Source organism: Micromonospora sp. RTBAU3-60, assembly GCF_054963695.1.
Genome location: NZ_JBUEGB010000019.1, coordinates 92767 through 117523 on the forward strand (window position 1 = coordinate 92767; position 24757 = coordinate 117523).

Consider the following 24757-nt stretch of genomic DNA (forward strand, 5'->3'; position numbering starts at 1 on the left):
GACGACGAGCGAGCGGGGCGGTAGGAGAGACGTCTGATGGATCCGTTGAGCACCCTGTGGGAGACCTTCTTCGACTGGGACTCCATGCGCGAGGCGCTGCCCGAGATGCTGACGGTTGGGCTGCCGAACACGCTGATCCTGGCGGTCTCCGCCGCCCTGCTCGGCTCGGTGCTGGGCATGCTGCTGGCGATCGCGGGCATCTCGCGTACCCGATGGTTACGGTGGCCGGCCCGGGTCTACACCGACGTGTTCCGCGGCCTGCCGGCCGCGGCGACCATCCTGCTCATCGGCGTCGGCCTGGCGCCGCTCGGCATGCAGGTCTGGGGGCCGAACCCCTACCCGCTCGGCGTGCTGGCGCTGTCGCTGATCGCCGCCGCCTACATCGGGGAGATCTTCCGCTCCGGCATCCAGAGCGTGGAGGCCGCCCAGCTGGAGGGGGCCCGCGCGCTCGGCTTCTCCTGGGGCGAGGCGATGCGGCTGGTCATCGTTCCGCAGGGGGTACGCCGGGTGCTGCCGGCGTGGGTCAACCAGCTCATCGCCCTGATCAAGGACTCCAGCCTGGTCTACTTCCTCGGCCTGGTGGCCAGCCAGCGGGAACTGTTCCGGATCGGCCAGGACTACGCGGCCACCACCGGCAACGAGTCGGCGCTGCTGCTGGCCGGCCTGTTCTATCTGGTGCTGACCGTGCCGCTGACCCACGCGGTCAACTGGATCGACCGGCGGCTGCGCCAAGGCCGGGCGGTTGCCGTCGCCCCGGAGGACGCCGACGACGTCGAGCTGTCCCTGGCCGGGGAGACCGCCCTGCCCACCACCGGACGGAAGGACCCGCGATGACCACCACCGCCACCGCCACCTCGGTCAGCCTCGCCGTCCGGGACGTGCACCTGGCCTTCGGCGCGCACCAGGTGCTGCGCGGCGCCGACCTGGACGTGGCCCGGGGCGGCACCGCCTGCGTGATCGGCCCGTCCGGGTCCGGCAAGTCGACCCTGCTGCGCACCATCAACCGGCTCATCGAGCCGGACCGCGGCGACGTGCTGCTGGACGGCCGCAGCGTGCTGCGCGACGACCCGGACGCGCTGCGCCAGCGGATCGGCATGGTCTTCCAGCAGTTCAACCTCTTCCCGCACATGACCGTGCTGCGCAACATCACCCTCGCCCTGCGGAAGCTGAAGAAGCTCCCCGAGGACGAGGCGGTGCAGGTGGCCCGGGCCCAGCTGGACCTCGTCGGGCTGGCCGCCAAGGCCGACGCCCGGCCGGCGCACCTGTCCGGCGGGCAGCAGCAGCGGGTGGCGATCGCCCGCGCGCTGGCCCTGCGGCCGCAGGTGATGCTCTTCGACGAGGCCACCTCGGCGCTCGACCCGGAGCTGGTCAAGGGCGTGCTCGGGGTGATCGCCGACCTCTCCGCCGCCGGCATGACCATGGTGGTGGTGACCCACGAGATGGGGTTCGCCCGCGAGGTGGCCGACACGGTGGCGTTCATGGACCGGGGCATCGTGCTGGAGGCCGGCGAGCCGGCCGCCGTCTTCGAGGCGCCGGAGCACCCGCGGCTGCGCCGGTTCCTGTCCCAGGTGCTCTGACGGCCGGTTGCGCCAGTTCGCCGAGCCGGCGGTGTCCAGCGCGTCGAGACACCGCCACCTCGCCGATCTCGCGCCGCTACACGCCGCCGTGCACGTCACCGCGCCCGTCGCAGCGGTCGGAAAGGGCGTAGCGGGTGAGCACCACGTCGCCGATCTGGCGTACCTCGACGACCCGGGCGCGACGGCCCGGGTGCCACGGATAGTGGCCGTCCGCGACGAAGCGGGGCGCCCGGCCGTCGCCGACGAAGAACGGCGCGACCACCAGGTGCAACTCGTCGGCGAGGCCGGCGGCGAGGAACTGGGCGTGCACGCTGCCGCCGCCCTCCACCATCAGCCGACGTACGCCCCGGGCCGCGAGGTCGGCGAGCACCGCCTCCGGGGTGACCGGGTCGCCCGCGTCGACCACGGTGGCCACCTCGCCCACCTGCTCCCGGGTCTTCTCCGCCGCGCCGCCCGGGCAGTAGACCAGCTTCGCCCCGTCGCCGAGGGTGAAGAAACGGGCGGCCGGGTCGAGGTCACCGCTGCCGGTGACGGTGACCTTGACCGGCGACGGGGGCAGGCCGCGCGCCACCCGGTCGGCCCGCCGCCGCTCGGAGCGCACCAGCAGCCGCGGGTCGTCCCGGCGGACCGTGGCCGCGCCGACCAGGATCGCGTCGCACCCGGCCCGGACCGCGTCGATCCGGTCGAAGTCGGAGTCGTTGGAGAACAGCAGCCGCTCGGCGGAGGCGTCGTCAATGTAGCCGTCGATCGACATCGCGCAGCTGAGCAGCACGTACGGCCGGCCGGTCACGGCACGAACGGCAGGTCGAGGGCGTGGTCGGCGCGGGTCGCCTTCGCCGCCAGGTAGTTGGCGTTCGCCGGGGACAGGTGCACCCCGGTCGACACCCGGTCGACCACCGTCACGCCCAGCCGGTCGAGCTGCGCCGCCTTGTCCGGGTTGTTGCTGAGCAGGTTCACCCGGGTCACGCCCAGCGCCGCGAGCATCTGCGCGGCCACCGTGTAGTCGCGCTCGTCGGCGCCCCGGCCCAGCGCCACGTTCGCCTCGTACGTGTCGAGACCCCCGTCCTGGAGGGCGTACGCGTCGAGCTTGGCGTACAGGCCGATGCCCCGGCCCTCCTGGCGCAGGTAGAGCAGGTATCCGCCGGCCTCGGCGATCCGCTCGACCGCCTCCCGCAGCTGCGGCCCACAGTCGCAGCGCTGGCTGCCGAACACGTCCCCGGTGAGGCATTCGCTGTGCGGGCGCACCAGAAGCGGGGACGTGTCCCCGGCGGCGCGCTCCCCGGCGCCCGCCCGGTCGCCGAGCCCGAAGGCGAGGTGCTCGCGGTCGTCCACCAGGCCGTGGAAGGAGTAGACCCGGGCGGTCGCCACGTACCCGTCGGGGAACCGCAGCGGGACCGTGACCTGGGTCCGGACCGTCGCCGTCGGCAGCGCTTCGTCCATCCGTACTCCTTCGTCCGCGGCAGCCGGACACGCCGGCACCGCACACCTCGCACCCTCACCGTAGGCGGGATCACCGACAGTCGCCCGACACCCGGAAAGGGAACCGGCCGACCAGCAGCACCGCCGCGCCGGGCAGGCTGGCGGCCAGGACCAGCGCCCCGTACACGGTGGCGGTGGCGACGCCCTGGGCGGCGGTGAGCCCCGCGGCGGCGAACGCCCAGGCGGCCACGCCCTCGCGCGGCCCGAAACCGCCCACGTTCGCCGGCAGCCCCATGGCGAGCAGGGCCAGCAGGGTCAGCGGCAGCAGCCGGGACAGCGGCGCGTCGGCGCCGGCGGTGCGCGCCGCGATCACGAAGGTGGCCAGGTGGCCGGCGACCACCACGGCGGAGGCCAGCACCACGCCGAGCCAGGTCCGCCGGGCGAGCAGCCCGGCCCGGACGTCGACCACCGCGGTACGCGCCGCCCGGGCCCACCGGGACGCGCCGGAGCGGGGCACCGCCCTGGCCAGCAGCACCAGTCCCAGCCCGGCGGCGGCCAGCCCGGCCACCACCGCCGGCAGGTACGGCCGGACCGGGGAGGGCAGCACGGCCAGTACGGCCACCGCGATGACCAGCTGCACCACCTGCCCGGCGGTGCGCTCCCAGACCACCGCCCGGACGCCCCGGACGACGTCCCCGGCGTCGCGGCCGTGCCGGATCGCCCGGTGCACGTCGCCTAGCACCCCGCCGGGGAGGGTGGCGTTGAGGAAGACCGCCCGGTAGCAGTGGGCGACGGCGCTGGTCAGCGGCAGTCGGACGCCCAACCCGCCGGCGACCAGTGACCAGCGCCAGGCGCAGCAGACCGTGGTGAGCGCCCCGATGGCGAGCGCGGCGGCGAGGGCCGGCGCGTCGATCAGCCGTAGCCCGGCCAGGAACGGGCCGGTGCCCACCGACCAGACCAGGACGGCGAGCACCCCGAGCCCGCCGAGCGCCCGGACCCACGGCCAGGGCGACCGGGCCGCCGGGGTCGGGCCGGCCTCGACGGCGGCCGAGCCGGAGTGGCCGGAGGGAGGGCCCGCGAGCGCCTTGGTGGGCGCGACGATGGTGGCATGTGACAACCGGTCCTCCCTGGGTCTACCTGTTGCCACGTGCCGCAGTGCTGCGCGGTTCACCCGGCCAGCAGGTCGGCGTGGTGCAGCACCACGCGCAGCCGGCCCGTCGCCGCCTCGGCCAGCCGCCGGTCCCGGTACGCCCCGGCCGCCCCGGCCAGCTCCGGCCGCTCCGCCACGGCGGCGTCCAGCCAGCCGACCAGCCACTCGGCGGTGAGCGCCGCCTGGTCCCGGCCGAGCCGCCACGGGCTGGCCCGGACCCGGACGTCGACGCCCCGGCGGCGGAAGGCCGCCACGGTGGCGGCCACCGCGTCCGGGCCGAGCAGGGTCCGACCGTCGACGGTCCGGCGCTGGTGGGCGTTGAACGCGGCGGCGAACTCGGCGTCGAGCGGGTCGGCCGGGGTGAACTCGACCCGGCCGAGCACGGTGATCGCGAACAGGGTGGGGTGGCCGGCGCAGGCGGCCGTCATCCGCTCGATCTCCTCGGCGGTCAGCATGTCCAGCAGCGCCGACGCGGTGACCAGGTGGGCGTCGGCGAGGTCGGCGGCCCGCAACCGGGTGATGTCGGAGCCGCAGGTCCGCACCGTGACCGGAGTGCCATCGGCGGCGGCGACCAGGTCGACGGCGGCGAGCGCCCGCAGGTCGCCGTCCCGCTCGTGCAGCACCCAGTGCTGCGGTCCGGGCAGCCGGGGCGCGAGCCAGCGGGCCATCGAGCCGGTGCCGCTGCCCAGGTCGTGCACGATCACCGGCCGGTGGGCGGGCAGCCGGCGGCGGACCGCGTTGACCAGTTCGGCCGATCGGGCCGCCGCGTCGGCGGGCTCGCGCAGCCGCAGCCAGTCGGCGAAGTCGGGGGGAAGTAGCGTGGTCATGCCGCCGTCGTCTCCGTGAGGGCCGCCGCCAGGCGCTCCGCGGTGACCGTCCAGCCGGTCAGCGTGTCCCGCCGCTGCCGGACCGCGCCGCGCAGCCGGGCGCGCAGATCCGGTCCGGTGAGCCAGCGGCGCAGCGCCTCGGCCAGCGCCGCGGGGTCCTCGGGGGGTACGAGCAGGCCGGGACAAGCGCCGTCCGGGGCATGCCCGAGCGCCTCCGGCAGCCCGCCGGTCGCGCTGCCCAGCACCGGTACGCCCCGCGCGAGCGCCTCGGTGACCGCCATGCCGTAGGTCTCCTGCCGGGACGGCAGGACCAGCAGGTCGGCGCCGGCGTACGCGGCGGCCAGGGCGGCGCCGGAGCAGGGGCCGGACAGCCGGACCCGGTCGGCCAGGCCGGCGCCGGTGAGCTGCCGCCGGAGCCGGTCGACGAAGCCGGGATCGCGGGTGAGCGCGCCGACGCAGTCGCAGGTCCAGGGCAGGTCGGCGAGCGTGGCCAGAGCGGCGGCGAGCACGTCGTGCCCCTTGACCGGGGTGACCGCCGCGACGCAGAGCAGCCGGCCGCCGCCCGGCGATGCAGGGGCGACCGGGGCCGGGTCCACGCCGGGCGGGGCCGCCCACACCCGGTCGGCCGGGAACGGGTACCGGTCGAGCAACCGGCGGCGGGTCCACTCGCTGGTGGTGACCACGCCGGCCGCCGCGGCCAGGGCCGCCCCCTCGACCTCGTCCTCCAGCGGCAGGTGCACCAGCACCACCAGGCGCAGCCGCCGGGCGTGCGGCGCCAGCACCTCGGGCACCACCGACGCGACCAGCCCGTCGAGCAGCACGAGCGCGCCGTCGGGCAGCCCGGCGAGCACCGCGGCGAGGGCGGCCCGCTCCCCCGGCCCGGGACTCGGCCAGCCGCCGGGCACCGGGTGCTCCCGCACCGTCCAGCCGAGGGCGGCCAGGCCGTGGCAGACCCGCCGGTCGTACGCGTTGCCGCCGCTGGGGGTGGCCGGGTCGTCGATGTCGCCCGGCAGCACCACGTGGACGACGCTCATCCGGCTACCGAGACACGCCGCAGTTCGCCGCCCTTTAGTGCAGTGGTGAAGCGGCTTTCCGATTCCGAGCGGCCGAATGCCGCGAGGGTTCCTGGAGTCATCCTGGTTAGTCGGGGTGGTTCTGCTGTTCGATGTACAGGCGCAGTACCGACAGTGGCCCGCCGGCGGATTTCGGGGAGGTCGCGGCGTAGGTAGCGCGAGGCCACGCCCTTGAGGGAGTTGGCCAGCTTGGACAGTGCCACCTTGGGTGTAAAGTTGACCAACAGGTGGACGCGGTTGTCTCCGCCGTTGAACTCGACCAGTTCGCACTCGAACTGTTCGCACACGTCCCGCATCACCTGTTCGAGGTGGCGCAGGTGTTCGTCGGTAAAGACGCGCGCCCGGTACTTCGTGACGAAAACCAAATGAGCATGAAGCACAACAGCGCAGGGCCTCCAGGTACGAACCGGGTCATCGACGGTCATGAGCCCAAGGGTAGGATGCGGGGTGTGAAAGGGGACACCGGCCGGCGATACCGGCTGTACCCCAGCGACGAGCAGGCCGGGCGTCTGGCCTCGTGGGGGCACACGTGCCGCTGGCTGTACAACACTGCGTTGGGGCAGCGCCAGTTTGCCTGGCAGCAGCGCAAGACGACACTCGGGGTCACCGCGCAATGCGTTTCCTTGACGGAGGCGCGTAAGGACTTCGACTGGGTGGCGGACCTGCCGGCGCAGTCCGGTCAGCAGGTGCTGCGGCAACTGGATCAGGCGTACCGCAACTGGTGGAACCCGCAGCACCCGGCCGGGGCGCCGACCCGTAAACGTCGGTCTGCCCGGCTGTCGATTCCGTTCCCCGGTCAGGCGGTCCACGTCCGCCGCCTCAACCGCCGCTGGGGCGCCGCCACCCTCCCGAAGATCGGCGAGGTCCGGTTCCGCTGGTCCCGCCCCTTGGGCGGCGCGGTCCGCAACGCGGTCGTGTCCTTCGACGGCGTCGCCTGGCACATCGGTTTCGGCATCCACACCGGCGTCACGCCGCCCGAGGCGCACGCCCGGCCCGGCACCGTCGTGGGCGTCGACCGCGGAGTGAAGGTTGCCCTGGCGATGTCCGACGGCCGCATGTGGAACCGAGCCTTCACGACCTCTGGCCAGGAACGCGGCCTGGCCCGGCTCAAGTCGAAAGCCGGTCGGCAGGAGACCGCCCGCCGCAAGCGCGGCGCGAAGACCTCGAACCGGGCCCGTAAGGTCCGTGTGGAGATCGCCCGGACTGAGGCGAAGATCCGTAACCGGCGCCGCGACTTCCTGATGTGGGCCGCAAATCGACTCTGCCGCCAGTCCGCGACCGTCAAGCTCGAAAACCTCAACACCAAGGCGATGACCGCCACCGCGAAGGGCACCATCGAGGAACCCGGCACGAACGTCCGCCAGAAGGCCGGACTGAACCGGGCGATTCTCGACAAGGGCTGGGGCATGTTCGAGACAGCCCTGGCCAACCAGGCACGCATCACCGGCACCCGAATCGTGAGGGTGCCAGCCGCGTTCACCTCCCAGCGGTGCAGCCGCTGCGGGAACACCGATCCGAACAACCGCGAAAGCCAAGCGATGTTCCGGTGCGGGTCCTGCGGACACCAGGCCAACGCTGACGTGAACGCCGCAATCAACATCAGGGACACCGCCGAGGCGGCGCCCCCACTCACCGGGCGGGCAGTCCGGGACAGGGATCGAAAGGTGCCCTGTCGACCACCCACCCAGCGTCGACGACGTACGACGCTGGAAGCGGGAACCTCCCGCCCTTAGCCCTTCGGCGGGAGAGGATGTCAAAGCGACCGCTCGTAGCTGGCCCAGGCGACGTGCGACTCGTGCAGGGTGACGGTGATCCCGGCGAGACCGCGGGCGCCCGCGCCGAGACGGCCAGCGTGCACCGCCTCGGCGAGCCGGTCGGCGACCGTGCGGGCCAGCACCTCCGTGGTGGTGTTCACCCCGGCGAAGGCCGGCTCGTCGTCCAGGTTGCGGTAGGTCAGCTCGCCGAGCACGGCCTTGAGCTGCTCGGTGGCCAGGCCGATGTCGACCACGATCCCGTCGGCGTCGAGCTCCTCCCGGCGGAAGGTGGCGTCGACGACGAAGGTGGCGCCGTGCAGCCGCTGGGCCGGCCCGAACACCTCGCCCCGGAAGCTGTGGGCGACCATCATGTGGTCCCGGACGGTCACGCTGAACACGGATCACTCCTCGTCGTAGGTGATGAGGTGGCAGAGCGCGGGGAGCCGGCCCGAGGCCAGCCGGTCGAGCACGTCGGGCAGCTCGGCGAAGCGGGACGGGCCGGTGAGCAGCGCGTCGAACACCGGGTCGGCGAGCAGCTCCAGGGCCAGCGCCAGCCGGTCGGCGTAGCTCCGGTCGCCGCGCCGGGGCGAGACGGTGCCGACCTGGCTGCTGCGGATGCGGAGCCGGTTCGAGTGGAACGCGCCGCCCAGGGCCAGGGTGACCGGGCGGTCGCCGTACCAGCTCAGCTCGAGCACGGTGCGCTCCGGGCGGAGCAGGTCGAGCGCGCGTTGCAGCCCCTCGGCGGTGGCGCTGGCGTGCACCACCAGGTCCCGTTCGCCGGTCGCGTCGGCGGGCAGGGCGAAGTCGACCCCGAGCGCGGCGGCCACCTCGGCCCGCGCCGGGTCCGCGTCGACCAGCTCGGTGCGTACGCCGGGGAAGCGGGCCAGCAGGGCGGCCACGCAGCAGCCGACCATGCCCGCGCCGACCACGGTCACCCGGTCGCCGACCAGCGGCGCGGCGTCCCAGAGGGCGTTCACCGCCGTCTCCACCGTGCCGGCCAGCACCGCTCGGGCCGGCGGCACGTTCTCGGGTACGGCCACCACGGCGTCGGCCGGCACCACGTACCGGGTCTGGTGCGGGTGCAGGCAGAAGACGTTCCGCCCGCGCAGCGTGTCCGGGCCCTCCTCGACGGTGCCGACGCTCAGGTAGCCGTACTTGACCGGGGCCGGGAAGTCGCCCTCCTGGAACGGGGCGCGCATGGTGGCGTACTGGTCGGTGGGGACCCGGCCGGTGAAGACCAGGGTCTCGGTGCCCCGGCTGACGCCGGAGTAGCGGGCGCGGACCAGCACCTCGTCGGGGCCGGGCGGCGGAAGGTCGACCGGGCGGAGCTCACCCTCGCCGGGGGCGCGGAGCCAGAAGGCGCGAGCTTTCCGGGTCACCAGTTCTCCTCTTCTCCACGTCCGGACCGAACCGGGCGGCCGAGTTCTCCGTGTTGATGAACAGGGGTTGTCGATCATAGACACGGAGGCAGGGTGTCCACGGTTCGAAACGGCCCACTGGTCGGGCTGATCGTCCAGTTCGTCCTGCTGGCCGGGCTCGCCGGCACGGTGGGCATCGGCGTCGCGGGCTGGGCCGCTGGCCTGGCGTACGGCGGGGTGTTCTGCGGCTTGCTGTGGCGTGGCCTGTGCGCGAGCGGCGCGCGGCGGCTCGGTCCCGCCGACCGGGTGACGCTCGCCCGGGCGCTGCTGGTCGGCGGGGTGCTGGCTCTCGTGGTGCCCGGCGGGGCCGGGCCGGCGCCGGCGGTGCTGGTTCCGCTCACCGCCGTGGCGCTGGCGCTGGACGCGGTCGACGGCCTGGTGGCCCGGCGCACCGGCACGGCGAGCGCCCTGGGTGCGCGGTTCGACATGGAGGTCGACGCGTTCCTGATTTTCGTGCTCAGCGCCCACCTGGCGCCGTCGGTCGGCGGCTGGGTGCTGGCCATCGGCGGCATGCGGTACGCCTTCGTCGCGGCGAGTTGGGCGCTGCCCTGGATGCGCGGCAGCCTGCCGCCCCGGTACTGGCGCAAGGTCGTCGCGGCGGTCCAGGGCGTGGTGCTGGCGGTAGCGGCGAGTCACCTGCTGCCGCCGGTGGCGGCCGCCGCGCTGGTCGCCGGCGCGCTGGCCCTGCTGGTCGAGTCGTTCGGCCGTGACGTGGCCTGGCTGTGGCGGCACCGCCCGGCCCGCGCCACCACCTCGGTCGGGGCGCTTGCCCCAGTGCGGCGGGCACCGTCCGCGGCCGTTCCCGTCGATGCGGTCGGTCCGGCCGCGCAGGGCGGTCGTCCCGCCCGGATGGCCGCTCACCAGCCGGTCTGACGTCCCCGCTCACCCCCGCAGGGAAGGACCTCGCCGTGTCACCCCTCATCTCCCGGCGGCGGCTGGCCGCGGGCCCGCCCGTCCCGCCGGCCCGCACCCCGGCCTCGGCAACCTCACCGGACGAGGTCGGACCGTCGGAGGAGCCGACGTTGCCGGGCGAGGCCGGCCTGCGGGAGGAGCCGATGTTGCCGGGCGGGGCGATCACGCCGGAGGAGGCGACCGCGCCACGCGAGGTGGCGGCGTCGCGGGGGCGCCGGATCCTGGCCGGGGCTGGCAGCGGGCTCGCCGCGGTGCTGGTGCTGGCGGCGCTGGTCGTACCCGACGAGCCGCACCGGCTCGGACTGGGCGCGTTCCTGCGGATCCCGCTGGAGGGGCTGGTCGCGGCGGGACTGCTGCTGGTGCTTCCGGCCCGGGTCCGCCGGCCGGTCGCGCTGCTGCTCGGCGGGGTGCTCGGGCTGCTCGTCCTGCTCAAGCTGCTGGACATGGGCTTCTTCGTGGCCCGCGACCGCCCGTTCGACGTGCTGCTCGACTGGGGGCTGTTCGACGACGGCTTCGGGTTCCTGGCCGACTCGGTCGGCCTGGCCGGCGCGGTCGCCGCAGCGGCCGGGGCGCTGCTGCTCGCCGTCGGCCTGCCGGTCCTGGTGGCCCGGGGTGCGCTGCGGCTGGCCCGGGTTGTCGCCCGGCACCGGGCCGCCTCGGTACGGGTGGTCGCGGCGCTGTCGGTGCTGTGGCTGGGCTGTGCCCTGTTCGGGGTCCGGCTCGCCGGCGTTCCGGTCGCCGACCGGGACGCCACCAGGCTGGTCGCGGCGCACGCCGGGCAGTTCCGCGCCGGGCTGCGGGACCGTGTCGCGTTCGCCCGGGAGGCGTCCGTCGACGCGTACCGGGACGTCCCCGGCGACCGGCTGCTGACCGGGTTGCGCGGCAAGGACGTGCTGGTCGCGTTCGTGGAGAGCTACGGCCGGGACGCCGTCGAGGCGCCCGGGCTCGCGCCGGGCGTCAACGCGGTGCTCGACGACGGCTACCGCCGGCTGCGCGCGGCCGGGTACGACGCCCGCAGCGGCTTCCTCCGCTCGCCCACTTTCGGCGGCGGCAGCTGGCTGGCGCACGACACGCTGTTCTCCGGGCTGTGGGTCGACAACGACCAGCGTCACCGCGCCCTGCTGGCCGGCGATCGGCTCACGCTGGGCGGCGCGTTCCACCGGGCCGGCTGGCAGACGGTCGGGGTGATGCCGGCCGCCACCCAACCGTGGCCGGAGGGGAAGTTCTTCGGCTTCGACCGCTACTACGACGCCGAGCGGCTCGCCTACCGCGGTCCCAGGTTCAGCTACGCGCCGATGCCCGACCAGTACGCGCTGGCCACCTTCCAGCGGCTGGAGCGGGCGAAGCCTCACGCCCCGCTGATGGCGGAGATCCCGCTGATATCCAGCCACTCGCCGTGGTCGGCGATCCCCCAGCCGGTGCCCTGGACGGCGGTCGGCGACGGCACGATCTACCACCAGGCCCGGATCGAGGGCCCGGTACAGCGGGACAGCGTGGCGATCCGCGCCGGCTATCGGCAGTCGATCGAGTACACCCTGCGCACCCTGGTCTCGTACGTGCTGACGTACGGCGGGGACGACCTAGTGCTGGTCTTCCTCGGCGACCACCAGCCGGCGGCGCCGGTGACCGGCGAGCACGCCAGCCGGGACGTGCCGATCACCATCGTGGCGAAGGACCCGAGGGCGCTGGACCGGGTGGCCGGCTGGGGCTGGCAGGATGGCCTGCGCCCCGGTCCGCAGGCCCCGGTGTGGCCGATGGACGCCTTCCGGGACCGTTTCCTCGCCGCTTTCGGCCCGACCCACTGAGCCCGCCGCTCCACGGCGAGTGCCGGCGACCCCGCGGGTCGCCGGGCGCACCGTCGTCAGGCGGCGTCGCGCCGCTGGTCGCTGGCCATCGGGTCGGGCGTCTCCCGGGTCGCGGGTCGCCGTCCGCCGCCGCGGGCCACCCGCATCGCCCGGCGGGCGTAGACCATCGGCGCGCAGGGCGCGCCCTGGTCGACGCAGAGCAGGCTGGTGCAGGCGCCCGTGGCGTCGGGTCGGTGAGCGGCGGCCACGTCGTACGCCACCCGCCACAGCAGCGGGTCGGTCACGTCGTCCGGCAGTACGGCGTCGTGACTGGGCCGAATGCGGGTCGTCTCGGGCACCCCTTCCCCTTTCGTCGTCACTCCGTCGTCCGATGACCGAGCAGTTTGACGTCAAACCTGCCCTGGCCGACCGGTGACCGTCCATGAGGCGTCCGTCACTCAGGGGTTTCTCAGGCCGGGTACGCCCGCGTCTCCGCCGCTTTGACCGCCGCCCAGACCGGCTGGCCGGGGTGCAGCCGCAGTTGGGCGGCCGCGGCGGGGGTGACGTCGGCGGCCACCGCGACCGGCCCGTCGAGCTGGACGCGCAGGTTGTCGCCGTGCCGCTGCACCCCGGTCACGGTGGCCGGCCAGACGTTGCGCGGGCTGCCGTCGGGGCGGACCGGGTGCAGCGCGACGGCGGCGGGTGGGAAGGCGACGAAGGCGTCCCCGTGCACCGTGTCCGCCGCGGTGAGGGTGAGCCCGCCGACGGTGACCCGGTGCCCGTCGGCCCGGCCCCGGTGCAGGTTGAGGCCGACCAGCCGGGCGACGTAGTCGGTGCGCGGGCGGGCGGTGACGCTTGCCGCGTCGCCCTCCTGGACCACCCGTCCGTGCTCGACGATGACCAGCCGGTCGGCCAGCACCAGGGCATCGAGGGGGTCGTGGGTGACCAGCAGGGTGGCGCCGGGGTGGTCGCCGAGGTGCCGCTGGAGTTCGGCGCGGGTGTCCAGCCGGGTACGCGCGTCCAGCGCGGCGAGGGGCTCGTCGAGCAGGAGCAGGGTCGGCTCGACGGCGAGGGCCCGGGCCAGGGCGACCCGCTGGGCCTGCCCGCCGGAGAGCTGCCGCGGCTTGTGCCGGGCCTGCCCGCCCAGGCCGACCCGGTCCAGCCAGTCCCCCGCCCGGGCTCGGGCGGTACGCCGGTCGGCGCCGTGCCGGCGCGGCCCGAACGCGACGTTGTCGAGTGCGCTCAGGTGCGGGAAGAGCAGATAGTCCTGGAACACCACGCCCACCGGCCGCCGCTCGGGCGGCACCCACACCCGCCGGTCGGGCCGGTCGAGATCGACCTGGGCGAGGGTGAGGTGCCCGGCGGTGAGTGGGTGCAGCCCGGCCAGGGCACGCAGGGCGGTGGTCTTGCCGGCGCCGTTCGGGCCGAGCAGGGCGACCACCTCCCCCGCCGCGATCCGCAGCCGGATGTCGAGGTGGAAGGCGCCCCGGTCGGCGACCAGGTGCGCGTCGAGCAGGGGCGGGGTGGTCACGGGGCGCTCACCCACCGGTCGCGCAGGCCGGCAAGGATGGCGACGGAGACGGTGAGCAGGATGAGGCTGAGCACGATCGCGGCCTGCAGGTCGGTCTCCAGGGCCAGGTAGACGGCGAGCGGCATGGTCTGCGTCCGGCCGGGATAGTTGCCGGCGAAGGTGATCGTCGCGCCGAACTCGCCGAGCGCGCGGGCCCAGCACAGCACCGCCCCGGCCGCGACACCGGGGGCGACCAGCGGCAGCGTGACGTGGGTGAAGGTGGTCCAGCGCCCGGCCCCGAGGGTGGCGGCCGCCTCCTCGTACCGGGGGTCGGCCCCGCGCAGCGCGCCCTCCACGGCGATCACCAGGAACGGCATGGCGACGAACGCCTCGGCGAGCACCACCCCGGCGGTGGTGAACGGCAGGGTGACCCCGAAGGTGGCGTCCAGCCAGGAGCCGAGCAGGCCGCGCCGGCCGAACACCAGCAGCAGCGCCACCCCGCCGACCACCGGGGGCAGCACCAGCGGCACGGTGACCAGGGCCCGGATCAGCCGCCGGCCGGGGAACCGTACCCGGGCCAGCAGCCAGGCCAGGGGTACGCCGAGGGCGACGCAGAGCAGCGTGGCGAGGGTGGCGGTCTCCAGCGACAGCCGCAGCGCGGTGAGCACGCCCGGCTGGGCCAGCCGCCGGGGCAGCGTGCTCCACGGCGTACCGGCCAGCAGCCCGACCAGCGGCAGGACGAGGAAGAGCAGCCCGAGCCCGGCGGGGAGCAGCAGGGCCAGCGGTACCCGCTGCCGGGGGCGCGGGGTACGGGTCACTGGTCCGGCGGGGCCTGGAAGCCGGCGGCGGTGAGCACGGTCCGGCCCGCGGCAGAGCGGACGTGGTCGACGAAGGCCCGCGCGCCGGCCGGGTTGCCGGCCCGCTTGAGCACCACGATCGGGTAGTCGTTGACCGCGCGGGTGGACTCGGGGAACTCGACCGCGTCCAGCTCGGCGGCGGCCGCCCGGACGTCGGTGCGGTAGACCAGCGCCGCGTCGACCTCGCCGAGCTTGACCTTGGCCAGCGCGCCCTTGACGTCCTGTTCGAGCGTGGCCGGGGTGAGCTCGACGGCGGCGGCTTCCAGCGCCGTCTTCGCCGCCGCACCGCACGGCACCTGCTCGGCGCAGAGCGCCACCTTCACCCCGGGCCGGGCCAGGTCGGCCAGGCCCGCGATCCGGTGCGGGTTGCCCTTGGGTACGGCGATGACGAGCTGGTTGCGGACCAGGGTGACCGGGGCGCCGGCGGCGTCGCCCGCGTCGGTGACGGTCTTCATGGTGGCCGGCGAGGCGGCGGCGAAGACGTCGGCCGGGGCGCCCTGGGTGATCTGTGTGGCGAGCGCCGAGCTGCCGGCGAAGTTGAAGACGACCGTGGTGCCGGGGTGCGCGGCCTCGAAGTCCCGGCCGAGCGTCGTGAAGGACTCGGTGAGCGAGGCGGCGGCGAAGACGGTCACCCGGCCGCCGCCGTCCTGGGCGGTCGGCTCGTCGCCGCCGCAGCCGGTCAGGCTGAGGGCCAGCGCCGCCACCCCGGCGAGGGTGGCGCGGATCCACCGCAGGGTCATGGGCTGGTCCTCCCCTTCGTGGTGGGGGCGCGTTCCACCACGACGGTGGTTGACTTGATCACGGCGACGGCCACCGAGCCGACCTGGAGGTCGAGGTCGTCGACCGCCTCGCGGCTCATCAGCGACACGATCCGGAACGGCCCGGCCTGGATGTCGACCTGGGCCATGACGGTGTCCTTGATCACCGCGGTGACGATCCCGCGCAGCCGGTTGCGCGCGGAGGACAGCTCCGGGTGCCCCGGGGCGCGGACGAACGCGGCCAGGTCAACTCCGTCGATCACCCGGTGGCCGTGCTCGTCGCGGCTCGCCGCCAGCCGGCCGGCGTCGATCCAGCGGCGGACCGTGTCCGCGCTGACCCCGAGCAACTCGGCGGCCTCGCCGATCCGGAACACCGTCACGCGGTCACCCTAGCCGCTCGCACCTGCGGCAGGGAAGACCGCAGAGCTCCCGCAGATTCCAGGAATGAGCCCGCAAGTGGGTTGTGCCTGCGGTCAGCGGTCGGCTGCCGGCCGGACGCGACGAAGCCCGCTGCCGGCCGGTCCGGTACGCCGGCCCTCCCCGGCTCGCCGCCAGGCCCGCGAGTGCAGCAGGCGCAGCCCGTTGAGGCCGACGAGGACGGTGGAGCCCTCGTGGCCGGCGACGCCGAGCGGCAACGGCAGGTGCCCGACCAGGTCCCAGGTGACCAGCACCGCAATAAAGGTCCCCGCGATCACCAGGTTCGCCACCACCAGCCGGCGGGCCCGCCGGGCCAGCGCGACCAGCGCGGGCAGCGCGGCCAGGTCGTCGCGGACGAGGACGGCGTCGGCGGTGCGCAGGGCCAGGTCGGAGCCGTGCCGGCCCATCGCCACGCCGGTGTCCGCCGCCGCCAGCGCCGGCGCGTCGTTGACCCCGTCGCCGACCAGCAGCACCCGCCGGCCGTCGCGCTGGTAGGCGCGGACCCGGTCCACCTTGTCGGCGGGAAGCAGGCCCGCGTGCACCTCGGCGAGGCCGGTGTCGGCGGCGAGCCGGGCGGCGGCGCCGGCGTTGTCGCCGGTGAGCAGCGCCGGCGGTGCGTCGGTGATTGTGCTGAGGGCGGCGATCGCCTCCGCCGCACCGGGCCGAACCCGGTCGGCGAGGCCGAGGATTCCGGCCACCGCGCCATCCACCACGACCACCACGGCGGTACGCCCACCCGACTGCACCGCGTCGACCAGGTCCCGCGCGGTGCGATCCGTGCCGGCGGTGCCCTCGTCGAGCAGCGCCGGGCTCCCGACCAGCACCCGCCGGCCCTCGACGGTCGCGGCCACACCGCGCCCCGGGGTGGCGGTGAAGTCGTCGGCGGCGGGCAGCGCGAGCCCGCGGTCCCGGGCGGTCGCCAGCAACGCCCCGGCGAGCGGGTGTTCGCTCGGGTGCTCCGCGGCAGCGGCCAGCCGCAGCAGCTCGTCCTCGGCCGGCCCGCCGGGCACCGGGTGGACCTCGGCGACCCACGGCGTGCCATCGGTCAGGGTGCCCGTCTTGTCGAACGCCACCAGGTCGGTGCCGGCCAGCCGCTCGACCACGACGGCTGACTTGACCAGGACGCCGTGCCGCCCGGCCAGCGCGATGGCGGAGAGCAGCGGCGGCATGGTGGCGAGCACCACGGCGCAGGGCGAGGCGACGATCATGAAGGTCATCGCCCGCAGCAGCGTCGGCTGCAGTGCCGCGCCGAAGGCCAGCGGTACGGCGAAGAGGGCGAGGGTGGCGACCACCACGCCGACGGAGTAGCGCTGCTCCACCTTCTCGATGAAGAGCTGGGTGCGCGCCTTGGTCGCGGACGCCTCCTCCACCAGGGCGACGATCCGGGCGACCACCGACTCGGCCGCCGGACGGTGCACCCGGGCCAGCAACGTCCCCGCGCCGTTGACGGTGCCGGCGAAGACCTCGTCGCCGGGGCGCTTCGGCGCCGGCAGCGGCTCACCGGTGATGCCGGCCTGGTCGACGTCGCTGAGGCCGTCGACGACCACCGCGTCGGCGCCGATCCGCTCGCCTGGCCGGACCCGGATCACGTCCCCGACGTCGAGGTCGGCCGTGGGTACGACCTCCTCGGTCCCGTCGCCGCGGACCCGGCTGGCCCGTTCGGGGGCGAGATCGAGCAACGCGCGGACGGAATCGGCCGTGCGGGCGGTGGCGAACGCCTCCAGGGCGCCCGAGGTCGCGAAGATGACGATCAGCAGGGCACCGTCGAGCACCTGGCCGATGCCGGCCGCGCCCAGCGCGGCGACGATCATCAGCAGGTCGACGTCGAGGGTCCGGTCGCGCAGTGCGCGGAGGCCGGCCAGAGCCGGTTCCCAGCCCCCGGCCGCGTAGCAGGCGAGGTAGAGCGTCCACCAGACGGCGGCGGGCGCGTCGGCGAGCTGGGCGATCCCGCCGAGGGCAAAGAGCAGCAGCGCCGCGGCCGCCCAGCGCATCTCCGTCAACGCCCAGAGCCGGGCCGCCAGGCCCGGGCGGCGTGCGGCGGGAGCGGTCGCCGCCCCGGCGGGCGCGGAACGCGTGGTCACGGTCACGAGGACGCACATTACCTGCATGAGTTCGCAGGTATTCAGTCAGCTGGGCAGTCGAGCAGTCGGGGACGGCTAGGCTGGGCCCGTGCACACCTCGCTACCGGACTTCCAGATGCCCGAGGACGAGCAGGTCCACCTGGCCGCCGAGAGCTTCCGGATGCTCGCCGACCCGACCCGCATCAAGATCCTCTGGGCGCTGCTGCAGGGCGAGTCCTCCGTCGCCTGCCTGGCCGAACTGGTCGGCGCCGCACCCACCGCGGTCAGCCAGCATCTGGCCAAGCTCCGCCTCGCCGGGCTGGTACGCGGCCGGCGTGAGGGCACCTTCGTCTACTACTCGGCGGCCGACGTGCACGTGCGGGCACTGCTCGCCGAGGCCCTCTTCCACGCCGACCACACCGACCGCGACCTGCCCGACCACGCCAGTGGCGACCTGGCGGCACACGCGCCGACCGGACGCGCGACGCGCTGACGACCTATTTGATCTTGCGGGTCGACCGAACCACGATGTTCTCGTACTCGGGGTGCTTCTCGAGCCACCCGCTGAGGAACGGACAGATCGGCACCACCGTCCGGCCCTTGGCCCGCGCGTCCTCCATCACCGTCCGAGCCAGGGTCGAACCCACGCCCTGGCCCTCGAACTCCGGATCGACCTTCGTGTGGGTGTAGGCGATGATGTTGCCGGTCAGCTGGTAGGTGACCAGCCCGGCGAGCTTGCCCGCCTCGTCCCGCGCCTCGAAGCGCTCCCGCTCGGGCACGTCTGTCACGGTGAACTGCACGCCACCATCCAACCACGGCGGTCAGCGGGCCCCCGGGTCCCCGGGGGTCAGCCGCACCCACCGCAACGTCTGGGCGTTCAGGGCGACGACGATCGTCGACGCGGACATCAGCACGGCCGCGGCGGCCGGGCTGAGCGATACACCGGCCCAGGCGAAGACACCGGCGGCCACCGGAATCGCCACCACGTTGTAGCCGGCCGCCCAGATCAGGTTCTGCACCATCTTTCGGTAGGACGCCTTGGACAGCCGGACCGCGGCCGGCACACCGCGCGGGTCGGAGGAGGCGAGCACCACCCCGGCCGACTCGATGGCCACGTCCGTGCCGGCGCCGATGGCCAGCCCGACATCGGCGCGGGCGAGCGCCGGCGCGTCGTTGACACCGTCGCCCACCATCGCCACCCGGTGGCCGCGCTCCCGCAGGCCAGCCACGATCTCGTCCTTGTCGGCGGGCAGCACCTCGGCGAACACCTCGTCCACGCCGGGCCGGAACCCGAGGTCGGCCGCGACCGCCTCCGCCACCGCGCGGGCGTCGCCGGTGATCATCGCGATCTTCCGGACCCCGAGCCGGCGCAGCTCGACGATGGCCTCGCGGGCCTCGGGGCGTACCTCGTCCTCCAGCGCCAGCGCACCGACGACCCGCGCGGCGTCGTCGAGGCGGACCAGGTAGAGCACGGCGGCACCCCGCGCCGCCCACTCCGCGTCGGCGCGGCGCAGCCCGTCCGGAACCTCGGCGGGCAGTTCCCGCAGCAGGGCGGGCCCACCCACCGCGTACGCCGTCCCGGCCACGGTGGCCCGCACCCCGCGTCCCGGCAGCGAGCGGAAGTCGGTGCCGGCGGCCGGGCCGACCCGCTGGGCCGCCGCGACGATGGCCCGCGCGAGCGGGTGCTCGCTGTCGGCCTCCACCCCCGCGGCCAGCCGCAGCACCTCGTCCTCGGCGACGCCGTCGGCGGCGGCGACGCCGGTCACCGTGTGCTGGCCCTTGGTGAGCGTGCCCGTCTTGTCGATCAGCACCGCGTCCACGCTGCGCATCCGCTCCAGCGACAGGCGGTCCTTCACCAGGATCCCGACCCGGGCCGCCACGCTGGTCGACAGGGCGATGACCAGGGGGATGGCCAGGCCCAGGGCGTGCGGGCAGGAGATCACCAGCACGGTGATGGTGCGTACCACGGCCTCGTCGACCCGACCCAGCGCGGCCCAGACGACCAGGCTGACCAGCGCGGTCGTGGTGGCGACGTAGACCAGCCACGCGGCGAACCGGTCGGCGAGCGCCTGGGCCCGGCCGCCGGCCTGCTGCGCCTGGGCGACCAGCCGCTGGATGCCGGCCAGCGCGGTGTCCTCCCCCACCGCGTCGACGCGTACCCGCAGGGCCGAGTCGGTGGCCACCGTGCCCGCCACCACCCGGTCCCCGGTCCCACGCGGCACCGGCCGCGACTCCCCGGTGATCATCGATTCGTCCAGCTCGGCGGCGCCCTCGACGACGTGCCCGTCCGCGGGTACCCGCCCGCCGGGGCGGACCAGCACCAGGTCACCCGGCCGCAGCTCGGCCACCGCCACCCGCTGCCCGGCGCCGTCCGGCCCGACCCGCTCGGCCTCGTCGGGCAGCAGGGCGGCCAGCGCGGCCAGGGCGCCGCGCGCCTGACCGATCGCCGTCATCTCCTGCCAGTGGCCGAACAGCATGATGGTGACCAGCGCGGCGAGCTCCCACCAGAAGTCGAGGTGGAAGACGCCGACGGTGGTCGCCACCGAGGCGAGGTACGCCACGGTGATCGCCATCCCGATCAGGAGCATCATGCCGGGCGCCCGGTCCCGCACCTCCCGGACGGCCCCGACCAGGAACGGCCAACCGCCGTAGCCGAACACCACCGAGCCGAGCACCGGGCCCACCCACGACACGCCCGGGACGTCGAGCGAGTAGTGCAGCCAGCTCATCACCAGGTGACTGGTGACCAGGATCGGGACGGTCAGCGCCAGGCAGAGCCAGAACCGGCGGCGGAACATCGCCGGGTCGTGGCCGGCGTGCTCGTCGTGCCGGTGCTGCGGGTTCGCGGCACGGGTGCCGCCGTGCTGCCCGCCGCTGTGCTCCACCGGCCTCGCCTCCCGCGGATTCCCTTCGCACGCTACGTTCCCGGCGCACCGCAGCCGGGCCAAACGGGAGACCGGACCAACGGGTGCCGGGGAGGGCAGCGCGCCGGCAGGGACGCGCGCCGCGGGTTACCCTCGGCTCACGACGAGCCGGGGGGCGGCATGAGCAGCCAGACGACGGAGACGGTGATGCCGGCGGCGTTCTTCGGGCACGGCAATCCGATGAACGCCCTGGAGGTCAACCGCTACACGGCCGCCTGGCGGGAGTTCGGCCAAGCGGTGCCCCGGCCCCGGGCGATCCTGGTGGTCTCCGCCCACTGGTACATCGGCGCCACCGCCGTCACGGCGATGCCCCGGCCGCGCACCATCCACGACTTCTACGGCTTCCCGCAGGCGCTGTTCGACGTGCGCTACCCGGTGCCCGGGCTGCCCGAACTGGCCGAGGAGATCAGCGACACGGTGCATCCCACCTGGGTCGGCGCCGACCTCGACTCGTGGGGCATCGACCACGGCACCTGGTCGGTGCTGACGCACGCCTTCCCCGACGCGGACATCCCGGTGGTGCAGCTCAGCATCAACGCGTTCAAGCCGCTGGACTACCACCTCGACCTCGGCGCCCGGCTCGCGCCGCTGCGCGAGCGCGGCGTCCTCGTCGTGGCCAGCGGCAACGTGGTGCACAACCTGGGTGGGGTGGACCCGCGGCTCACCGACGAGGGTTTCGACTGGGCGCGGCGCTTCGACGACGCGGCCCGGAACATCATGCGTGACCAACCGACCGAGGCGGCCCGGCTGGACGGGCACCGCGACTTCGACCTGGCCGTGCCGACCCCGGACCACTTCATCCCGCTGCTCTATCTGGCCGGGTTGGCCGGCGCCGCCGACGGCCGGCCGGACGTGCTGGTCGACGGGTACGCGTACGGGTCGCTGTCGATGACGGCGTACACGCTCGGGCTCCGCTGCCACCAGGAGGAGCCGGCCGCCGGCGTGCCCTCGCTGCCGAAGGACGTGCCGCCGGACTCGGCCAACATCTGACCGCAGATCATGCCGGCGTAGCGCGATCAGCCACATGCCCCGCCGAAAACTGCAACGAAATGCGGCCCCGGGACGACCTGATGTTGTGACCGACGTACAGACGTCCACGCCGCCTGCCCCACCTGAGTTCGTCTATCGCGAGCATCGGGTGAGTCTGCTGCGCTTGGCCTACCTGCTCACCGGCTCGCGCGAACAGGCCGAGGACCTTGTGCAGCAGGCCTTTGCCACGGCCTTCAACCGCTGGTCGTCGATCGACGAGCCGGTGCCCTACCTCAAGCGCGCCATCGTCAACATGGCGCAGGACGCGCATCGCCGCAGCGCTCGGGCGCGTCTGTTCCACCTGCGCGCACGAGTCGAGCCAGTTACCGAACAGCCGGAGATCGACGAGACCTGGGCTCACGTGCAGCGATTGCCCTACCGGCAGCGCGCCGTGGTCGTTCTGCACTACTACAGCGATCTGCCACTGCAGCAGATCGCTGACCTCCTCTCCCGGCCCGCCGCCACCATCCGCTCGGACCTACGGCGCGCCCTCGATCGCCTCAGGAAGGCTCTGGCATGAAGACGATTTTCATCCGGCGCCGCGCCGGACGCAGGCCCCTGGCCCCGCCCGACCTCGACCGGCGGCTGCGCCGCAGCCTGCACAGCGTCGCGACCGCCATGCCGGAAAGCCCGGCCGCGCCGGAGAGGCCAGCAACGGCGCGGAAGCCCCGACGCACCCGGCGCCGCGTGGCTCTGGCCATGGCTGCCCTGGTAATCCCGCTGACCGCCGCGGGTTTCCTTCTCGGCCCCGAGTACGTCAACCAGATTCCCCCGAAGAACCCACTGCTCAGCGGCGACGCACACGGCGAGCGCTACTGGCTGATTCCGGGTCGGGTGGTTGACGACTGTGGCCACCCACTTTCCGCCGTCGAACTCGTGGCCGAAGACCGGAACACCGTGGGCAAGGAGTGGAACACCGTGGGCATCGCCTACGGGGACCCCATCGTCCGGGAAGCGGACCACACGACGTGTGGCGTCGATGAGTCCGCCTGGTTGGCCGACCCGACGCGCTTCGTGTGGGGCCGCGTCGACATCGCCGATGATCGGATCTACCTGGTGGCCGTGCACCCGAACGTGAGATCGATCAAGGTTGTCACGGCCGCCGGTACCCAGACAATCGCCACGGTGCCCACGCCAGCGCGGCCGGACGGGCCCCGCTACGCCGCCTTCGACGTGCCCGAGCGCTCCACGAGCATCATCGCCACCCTGCTCGACGCAACCGGGCAACCCATCCCTGGTGGCGAGCGCGATATGGCCAAGCGCTCATAGCGCAAGGGCGTCTCAGCCGTTCAGCGTCGCGGCCGGCGGGGTGGTCAGTCGTGGTCGTAGACGGTGACGGGGATGTCCCGGGCGCAGAGGGTACGCAGGATCAACGGCTCCACCCGCTGCCAGGTCCCGCCGGCCAGGCCGCAGCCAATCCGGGGCAGGTGCACCGACGCGCCCAGCTCCTCGACCCGGTCGGCGAGAGCGGACAGGCAGCGCTCCACCGCGTCATACCGGATCGGTGGGCCGGCACTGCCCCGCCGGATGCCGCGCTGGCCGACCATGTTCGCCACCCACACGTCCGGGGCGACCCGGACCAGGCGGGTGGCGCCGAGGCCGAAGTCGTTGCCGGCGCGGTGCCGGTGCCATTCGCGGTAGTCCCGCTCCGGCTCCGGCCAGCGACGGGAAATCGCCAGCACGAAGCCCTTCCCCCAGCCACCCAGGTCGTTGCAGAGGTGTGCGATCACCTTGCGGCCCTTGGCCTGCGGGCTCGTCGCGTCTCCCTTGATGATCGTCAGCGGCGTCACGGCCGCTATCCTGCCCGTCGGGTACGACAGGCGCCCCGAATTACCGCACCGGCCCGGAGCCGATGCCCGGGCGGGTCACCGGATTCCGGCCCTGCCAGGGCCACCGGCCCGCGAGTTCCACCTCCAGCGAGATGCTGAGGAAGGTCCGGACCAGCACGATCAGGGCCAGCACGCCGACGCTGGCGAAGGTGGGCGAGACCGCCACGGTACGGATGATGTCGCCGCCAACCAGGAACTCCAGGCCGAGCAGGATGGCCCGCCCGACGCCCTGCCGGTAGGGCGGGTAGACGTCGATCAGCCGGCGGGTCCGCCACCAGCCACGCACGAAGACGACCGTGGCCATGGTGGCGCCCACGGCGATGACCAGCACCCCGGCGAGGTCCAGGAACGCGCCGATCAGCTGGATGATCTCCCTGATCGGCACCCCGCACCCCCGCACCCGGCTCGCTGCGGCACCCACCATTCCGCATCGCAGGCACCTTCGGGGCGGTTTCGGCAGTTCGGGTGGGGCGGCGGGGAAAGCCTGCGGCGGCCCGGCCCGCCCACCTAGGGTGGGAACACAGGCGAGGCGCAGCTGGCGAGGAGCGCGACGTGACGGACCCGGAAGAGGATCGCGAGAAGAGCCACAAGACCGACGACGTGCTCTTCTCCCCGGACGGGGACCCGCACCACACCCCGTCCCAGAACCCACGGCCCGATGAGCACCAGCCCGTCCGGTTCCAGCACGACGGCGAGACGGACACCGTCGTCGACGAGTGACGACGGTGGGGGCGCCTGCGGGCGCCCCCACCGCGGTCGTGCCGCTCAGTCCTCCGCGCGCCAGCGGTAGTACGGCTTGGCCACCGAGTCCTGCGGCCCGCGCCACAGGTCCGGACGGTACGGGCTGATGTACGGGCTGAGATCCTCCATCACCTTGCTGAACGCCGGCTTGTCGTGGTTGTGCCGCGTGGCCTCGGCGAGCGACGCGTCCTGCTCCAGCAGGTGCACGTAGACGTCGTCGATCGCGTACAGCCAGCGGCCGGTGACCCCCAGCTCGGCGGGGAGCGGGCCGGCGTCGGACTCGGCGAAGACGCGCGCCACGTCGGGCTCGGCGCCGGGCTTGATCCGGCCCACGATCACGGTCAGCGTGGTGTCCTCGGGTTCCTTCCCGTCCGGCACCCACCGGTAGAACTCCTTCGCCACCGAGTCGGACGGGTTCGTCCAGTACCTCGGGTACGGCGTCACGTAGGGGGCGATGGCCTCGGCGATCTGCTGGAACGCGGGCAGCCCGCGGGTCTGGCCGGACACCTTCGGGTCCTGCTTGCGTTCGATGACGTGGAGGTAGAGGTCGTGGTGCGACAGCAGGATCCGCCCGATGACGCCGAGGTCCTGCGGCCGGGTGGTTTTGTCGTAGTGGCCGAAGACGTCGCCGACGATTTTCTCGCTGCCGGGGACCATGCGGCAGACGATCACGTTCCGGAAGACCATGGCTGCTCCTTGGGTGGATGGGATGTGGCGG

28 protein-coding genes and 1 pseudogene are annotated in these 24757 nt (G+C 74.1%); 10 read left to right on the forward strand and 19 right to left on the reverse strand.

Features of this window, described 5'->3' with window-relative positions; genetic code table 11:
• The first annotated feature begins 36 nt into the window (after positions 1 to 36).
• Together ACY34I_RS20285 and ACY34I_RS20290 are read left to right on the forward strand one after the other, a co-directional pair.
• Complete coding sequence (locus tag ACY34I_RS20285) at positions 37 to 834, forward strand: amino acid ABC transporter permease (protein ID WP_148797632.1); 798 nt, start codon at positions 37 to 39, stop codon at positions 832 to 834.
• A complete protein-coding gene (locus tag ACY34I_RS20290) occupies positions 831 to 1577 on the forward strand; it encodes an amino acid ABC transporter ATP-binding protein (protein WP_462756551.1) in 747 nt (248 codons plus the stop codon). Before ACY34I_RS20285 ends, ACY34I_RS20290 begins: the two co-directional genes overlap by 4 nt.
• Before the next feature lie 76 nt (positions 1578 to 1653).
• Here the strand turns inward: ACY34I_RS20290 and ACY34I_RS20295 are convergent, their stop codons facing one another.
• The 6 genes from ACY34I_RS20295 to tnpA all read right to left on the reverse strand — a co-directional run bounded on the left by ACY34I_RS20295 (position 1654) and on the right by tnpA (position 6471).
• Positions 1654 to 2367 carry a RibD family protein gene (locus tag ACY34I_RS20295; protein WP_462756553.1) on the reverse strand — a complete coding sequence of 238 codons (714 nt, stop codon included), beginning with the start codon at positions 2365 to 2367 and terminating at the stop codon, positions 1654 to 1656.
• The gene (locus ACY34I_RS20300) at positions 2364 to 3017 is read right to left on the reverse strand and encodes a GTP cyclohydrolase II (protein ID WP_462756554.1); all 654 of its coding nucleotides are present in this window, start codon (positions 3015 to 3017) and stop codon (positions 2364 to 2366) included. The genes ACY34I_RS20295 and ACY34I_RS20300 overlap by 4 nt, the downstream gene beginning before the upstream one ends.
• A 70-nt stretch (positions 3018 to 3087) precedes the next feature.
• Complete coding sequence (locus tag ACY34I_RS20305) at positions 3088 to 3969, reverse strand: lysylphosphatidylglycerol synthase domain-containing protein (RefSeq protein ID WP_462756608.1); 882 nt, start codon at positions 3967 to 3969, stop codon at positions 3088 to 3090.
• 194 nt (positions 3970 to 4163) lie between these two features.
• Positions 4164 to 4973 (reverse strand): SAM-dependent methyltransferase, encoded by an 810-nt coding sequence (locus ACY34I_RS20310; RefSeq protein ID WP_462756555.1) that lies wholly within the window; start codon positions 4971 to 4973, stop codon positions 4164 to 4166.
• On the reverse strand, positions 4970 to 6007 hold the full coding sequence (locus ACY34I_RS20315) for a glycosyltransferase family 4 protein (RefSeq protein WP_462756556.1): 1038 nt from the start codon (positions 6005 to 6007) through the stop codon (positions 4970 to 4972). Before ACY34I_RS20315 ends, ACY34I_RS20310 begins: the two co-directional genes overlap by 4 nt.
• Complete coding sequence (tnpA, locus tag ACY34I_RS20320) at positions 6004 to 6471, reverse strand: IS200/IS605 family transposase (RefSeq protein WP_462756557.1); 468 nt, start codon at positions 6469 to 6471, stop codon at positions 6004 to 6006. The genes ACY34I_RS20315 and tnpA overlap by 4 nt, the downstream gene beginning before the upstream one ends.
• Before the next feature lie 15 nt (positions 6472 to 6486).
• On the opposite strand from tnpA, the gene ACY34I_RS20325 reads away from it, so the two are divergent.
• A complete protein-coding gene (locus ACY34I_RS20325) occupies positions 6487 to 7779 on the forward strand; it encodes an RNA-guided endonuclease InsQ/TnpB family protein (protein WP_462756558.1) in 1293 nt (430 codons plus the stop codon).
• A 20-nt stretch (positions 7780 to 7799) separates the two neighbouring features.
• Here ACY34I_RS20325 and ACY34I_RS20330 read toward each other — a convergent pair whose 3' ends face one another.
• Positions 7800 to 8198 (reverse strand): 6-pyruvoyl trahydropterin synthase family protein, encoded by a 399-nt coding sequence (locus ACY34I_RS20330; RefSeq protein ID WP_462756559.1) that lies wholly within the window; start codon positions 8196 to 8198, stop codon positions 7800 to 7802.
• A gap of 3 nt (positions 8199 to 8201) precedes the next feature.
• Positions 8202 to 9179 carry a zinc-dependent alcohol dehydrogenase gene (locus ACY34I_RS20335; protein ID WP_462756560.1) on the reverse strand — a complete coding sequence of 326 codons (978 nt, stop codon included), beginning with the start codon at positions 9177 to 9179 and terminating at the stop codon, positions 8202 to 8204.
• A gap of 93 nt (positions 9180 to 9272) precedes the next feature.
• Between ACY34I_RS20335 and ACY34I_RS20340 the strand changes: the two are divergent.
• Positions 9273 to 9974, forward strand: a pseudogene (locus tag ACY34I_RS20340) (CDP-alcohol phosphatidyltransferase family protein); the annotation flags it as partial.
• A 152-nt stretch (positions 9975 to 10126) separates the two neighbouring features.
• Complete coding sequence (locus ACY34I_RS20345; protein WP_462756561.1) at positions 10127 to 11935, forward strand: sulfatase-like hydrolase/transferase; 1809 nt, start codon at positions 10127 to 10129, stop codon at positions 11933 to 11935.
• Positions 11936 to 11991: 56 nt separating this feature from the next.
• Here the strand turns inward: ACY34I_RS20345 and ACY34I_RS20350 are convergent, their stop codons facing one another.
• The 6 genes from ACY34I_RS20350 to ACY34I_RS20375 form a co-directional block, all read right to left on the reverse strand.
• Entirely contained in the window at positions 11992 to 12273 is a 282-nt protein-coding gene (locus ACY34I_RS20350) for a hypothetical protein (protein WP_462756563.1), read from the reverse strand.
• Between the two features lie 110 nt (positions 12274 to 12383).
• Entirely contained in the window at positions 12384 to 13445 is a 1062-nt protein-coding gene (locus tag ACY34I_RS20355; protein WP_462756564.1) for an ABC transporter ATP-binding protein, read from the reverse strand.
• Complete coding sequence (locus tag ACY34I_RS20360; RefSeq protein ID WP_462756565.1) at positions 13442 to 14242, reverse strand: ABC transporter permease; 801 nt, start codon at positions 14240 to 14242, stop codon at positions 13442 to 13444. Before ACY34I_RS20360 ends, ACY34I_RS20355 begins: the two co-directional genes overlap by 4 nt.
• Positions 14239 to 15006, reverse strand: coding sequence for a molybdate ABC transporter substrate-binding protein (modA, locus tag ACY34I_RS20365; RefSeq protein ID WP_462756610.1), 768 nt, complete (start codon positions 15004 to 15006; stop codon positions 14239 to 14241). The genes ACY34I_RS20360 and modA overlap by 4 nt, the downstream gene beginning before the upstream one ends.
• A gap of 11 nt (positions 15007 to 15017) precedes the next feature.
• The gene (locus tag ACY34I_RS20370) at positions 15018 to 15419 is read right to left on the reverse strand and encodes a TOBE domain-containing protein (protein ID WP_462756566.1); all 402 of its coding nucleotides are present in this window, start codon (positions 15417 to 15419) and stop codon (positions 15018 to 15020) included.
• Between the two features lie 93 nt (positions 15420 to 15512).
• Positions 15513 to 17543 (reverse strand): heavy metal translocating P-type ATPase, encoded by a 2031-nt coding sequence (locus ACY34I_RS20375; RefSeq protein ID WP_462756567.1) that lies wholly within the window; start codon positions 17541 to 17543, stop codon positions 15513 to 15515.
• Positions 17544 to 17625: 82 nt separating this feature from the next.
• On the opposite strand from ACY34I_RS20375, the gene ACY34I_RS20380 reads away from it, so the two are divergent.
• Entirely contained in the window at positions 17626 to 18009 is a 384-nt protein-coding gene (locus ACY34I_RS20380) for an ArsR/SmtB family transcription factor (protein WP_462756569.1), read from the forward strand.
• Between the two features lie 4 nt (positions 18010 to 18013).
• Here the strand turns inward: ACY34I_RS20380 and ACY34I_RS20385 are convergent, their stop codons facing one another.
• Both ACY34I_RS20385 and ACY34I_RS20390 read right to left on the reverse strand, forming a co-directional pair.
• The gene (locus ACY34I_RS20385) at positions 18014 to 18316 is read right to left on the reverse strand and encodes a GNAT family N-acetyltransferase (RefSeq protein WP_462756570.1); all 303 of its coding nucleotides are present in this window, start codon (positions 18314 to 18316) and stop codon (positions 18014 to 18016) included.
• Positions 18317 to 18337: 21 nt separating this feature from the next.
• Positions 18338 to 20401 (reverse strand): heavy metal translocating P-type ATPase, encoded by a 2064-nt coding sequence (locus ACY34I_RS20390; RefSeq protein ID WP_462756571.1) that lies wholly within the window; start codon positions 20399 to 20401, stop codon positions 18338 to 18340.
• 159 nt (positions 20402 to 20560) lie between these two features.
• Between ACY34I_RS20390 and ygiD the strand changes: the two genes are divergently transcribed.
• From ygiD to ACY34I_RS20405, 3 genes are all read left to right on the forward strand, one after another.
• A complete protein-coding gene (gene ygiD / locus ACY34I_RS20395) occupies positions 20561 to 21430 on the forward strand; it encodes a 4,5-DOPA-extradiol-dioxygenase (protein WP_462756572.1) in 870 nt (289 codons plus the stop codon).
• An 85-nt stretch (positions 21431 to 21515) separates the two neighbouring features.
• On the forward strand, positions 21516 to 21989 hold the full coding sequence (locus ACY34I_RS20400) for an RNA polymerase sigma factor (RefSeq protein ID WP_462756573.1): 474 nt from the start codon (positions 21516 to 21518) through the stop codon (positions 21987 to 21989).
• Complete coding sequence (locus ACY34I_RS20405) at positions 21986 to 22738, forward strand: hypothetical protein (protein WP_462756574.1); 753 nt, start codon at positions 21986 to 21988, stop codon at positions 22736 to 22738. The genes ACY34I_RS20400 and ACY34I_RS20405 overlap by 4 nt, the downstream gene beginning before the upstream one ends.
• A 44-nt stretch (positions 22739 to 22782) precedes the next feature.
• On the opposite strand, the gene ACY34I_RS20410 is transcribed toward ACY34I_RS20405, so the two are convergent.
• Both ACY34I_RS20410 and ACY34I_RS20415 read right to left on the reverse strand, forming a co-directional pair.
• Positions 22783 to 23259: a macro domain-containing protein gene (locus ACY34I_RS20410; protein ID WP_462756575.1), complete on the reverse strand. Its 477-nt coding sequence runs from the start codon at positions 23257 to 23259 to the stop codon at positions 22783 to 22785.
• A 40-nt stretch (positions 23260 to 23299) separates the two neighbouring features.
• A complete protein-coding gene (locus ACY34I_RS20415) occupies positions 23300 to 23683 on the reverse strand; it encodes a DUF1622 domain-containing protein (RefSeq protein ID WP_462756576.1) in 384 nt (127 codons plus the stop codon).
• Positions 23684 to 23850: 167 nt separating this feature from the next.
• Here ACY34I_RS20415 and ACY34I_RS20420 point away from each other — a divergent pair, with 167 nt between their 5' ends.
• Entirely contained in the window at positions 23851 to 24018 is a 168-nt protein-coding gene (locus tag ACY34I_RS20420) for a hypothetical protein (RefSeq protein ID WP_187413517.1), read from the forward strand.
• Between the two features lie 45 nt (positions 24019 to 24063).
• Here the strand turns inward: ACY34I_RS20420 and ACY34I_RS20425 are convergent, their stop codons facing one another.
• Positions 24064 to 24726 (reverse strand): TcmI family type II polyketide cyclase, encoded by a 663-nt coding sequence (locus ACY34I_RS20425; protein WP_148797613.1) that lies wholly within the window; start codon positions 24724 to 24726, stop codon positions 24064 to 24066.
• Positions 24727 to 24757 lie beyond the last annotated feature (31 nt).

What these genes read in the sequence shown, in the direction of transcription:
- ygiD (WP_462756572.1), top strand. Translation starts at nt 20,561, where the DNA reads ATGAGCAGCCAGACGACGGAGACGGTGATGCCGGCGGCGTTCTTCGGG.
- ACY34I_RS20285 (WP_148797632.1), top strand. Translation starts at nt 37, where the DNA reads ATGGATCCGTTGAGCACCCTGTGGGAGACCTTCTTCGACTGGGACTCC.
- ACY34I_RS20300 (WP_462756554.1), bottom strand. Translation starts at nt 3,017, where the DNA reads ATGGACGAAGCGCTGCCGACGGCGACGGTCCGGACCCAGGTCACGGTC.
- tnpA (WP_462756557.1), bottom strand. Translation starts at nt 6,471, where the DNA reads ATGACCGTCGATGACCCGGTTCGTACCTGGAGGCCCTGCGCTGTTGTG.
- ACY34I_RS20290 (WP_462756551.1), top strand. Translation starts at nt 831, where the DNA reads ATGACCACCACCGCCACCGCCACCTCGGTCAGCCTCGCCGTCCGGGAC.
- ACY34I_RS20425 (WP_148797613.1), bottom strand. Translation starts at nt 24,726, where the DNA reads ATGGTCTTCCGGAACGTGATCGTCTGCCGCATGGTCCCCGGCAGCGAG.
- ACY34I_RS20310 (WP_462756555.1), bottom strand. Translation starts at nt 4,973, where the DNA reads ATGACCACGCTACTTCCCCCCGACTTCGCCGACTGGCTGCGGCTGCGC.
- ACY34I_RS20405 (WP_462756574.1), top strand. Translation starts at nt 21,986, where the DNA reads ATGAAGACGATTTTCATCCGGCGCCGCGCCGGACGCAGGCCCCTGGCC.
- ACY34I_RS20315 (WP_462756556.1), bottom strand. Translation starts at nt 6,007, where the DNA reads ATGAGCGTCGTCCACGTGGTGCTGCCGGGCGACATCGACGACCCGGCC.
- ACY34I_RS20325 (WP_462756558.1), top strand. Translation starts at nt 6,487, where the DNA reads ATGCGGGGTGTGAAAGGGGACACCGGCCGGCGATACCGGCTGTACCCC.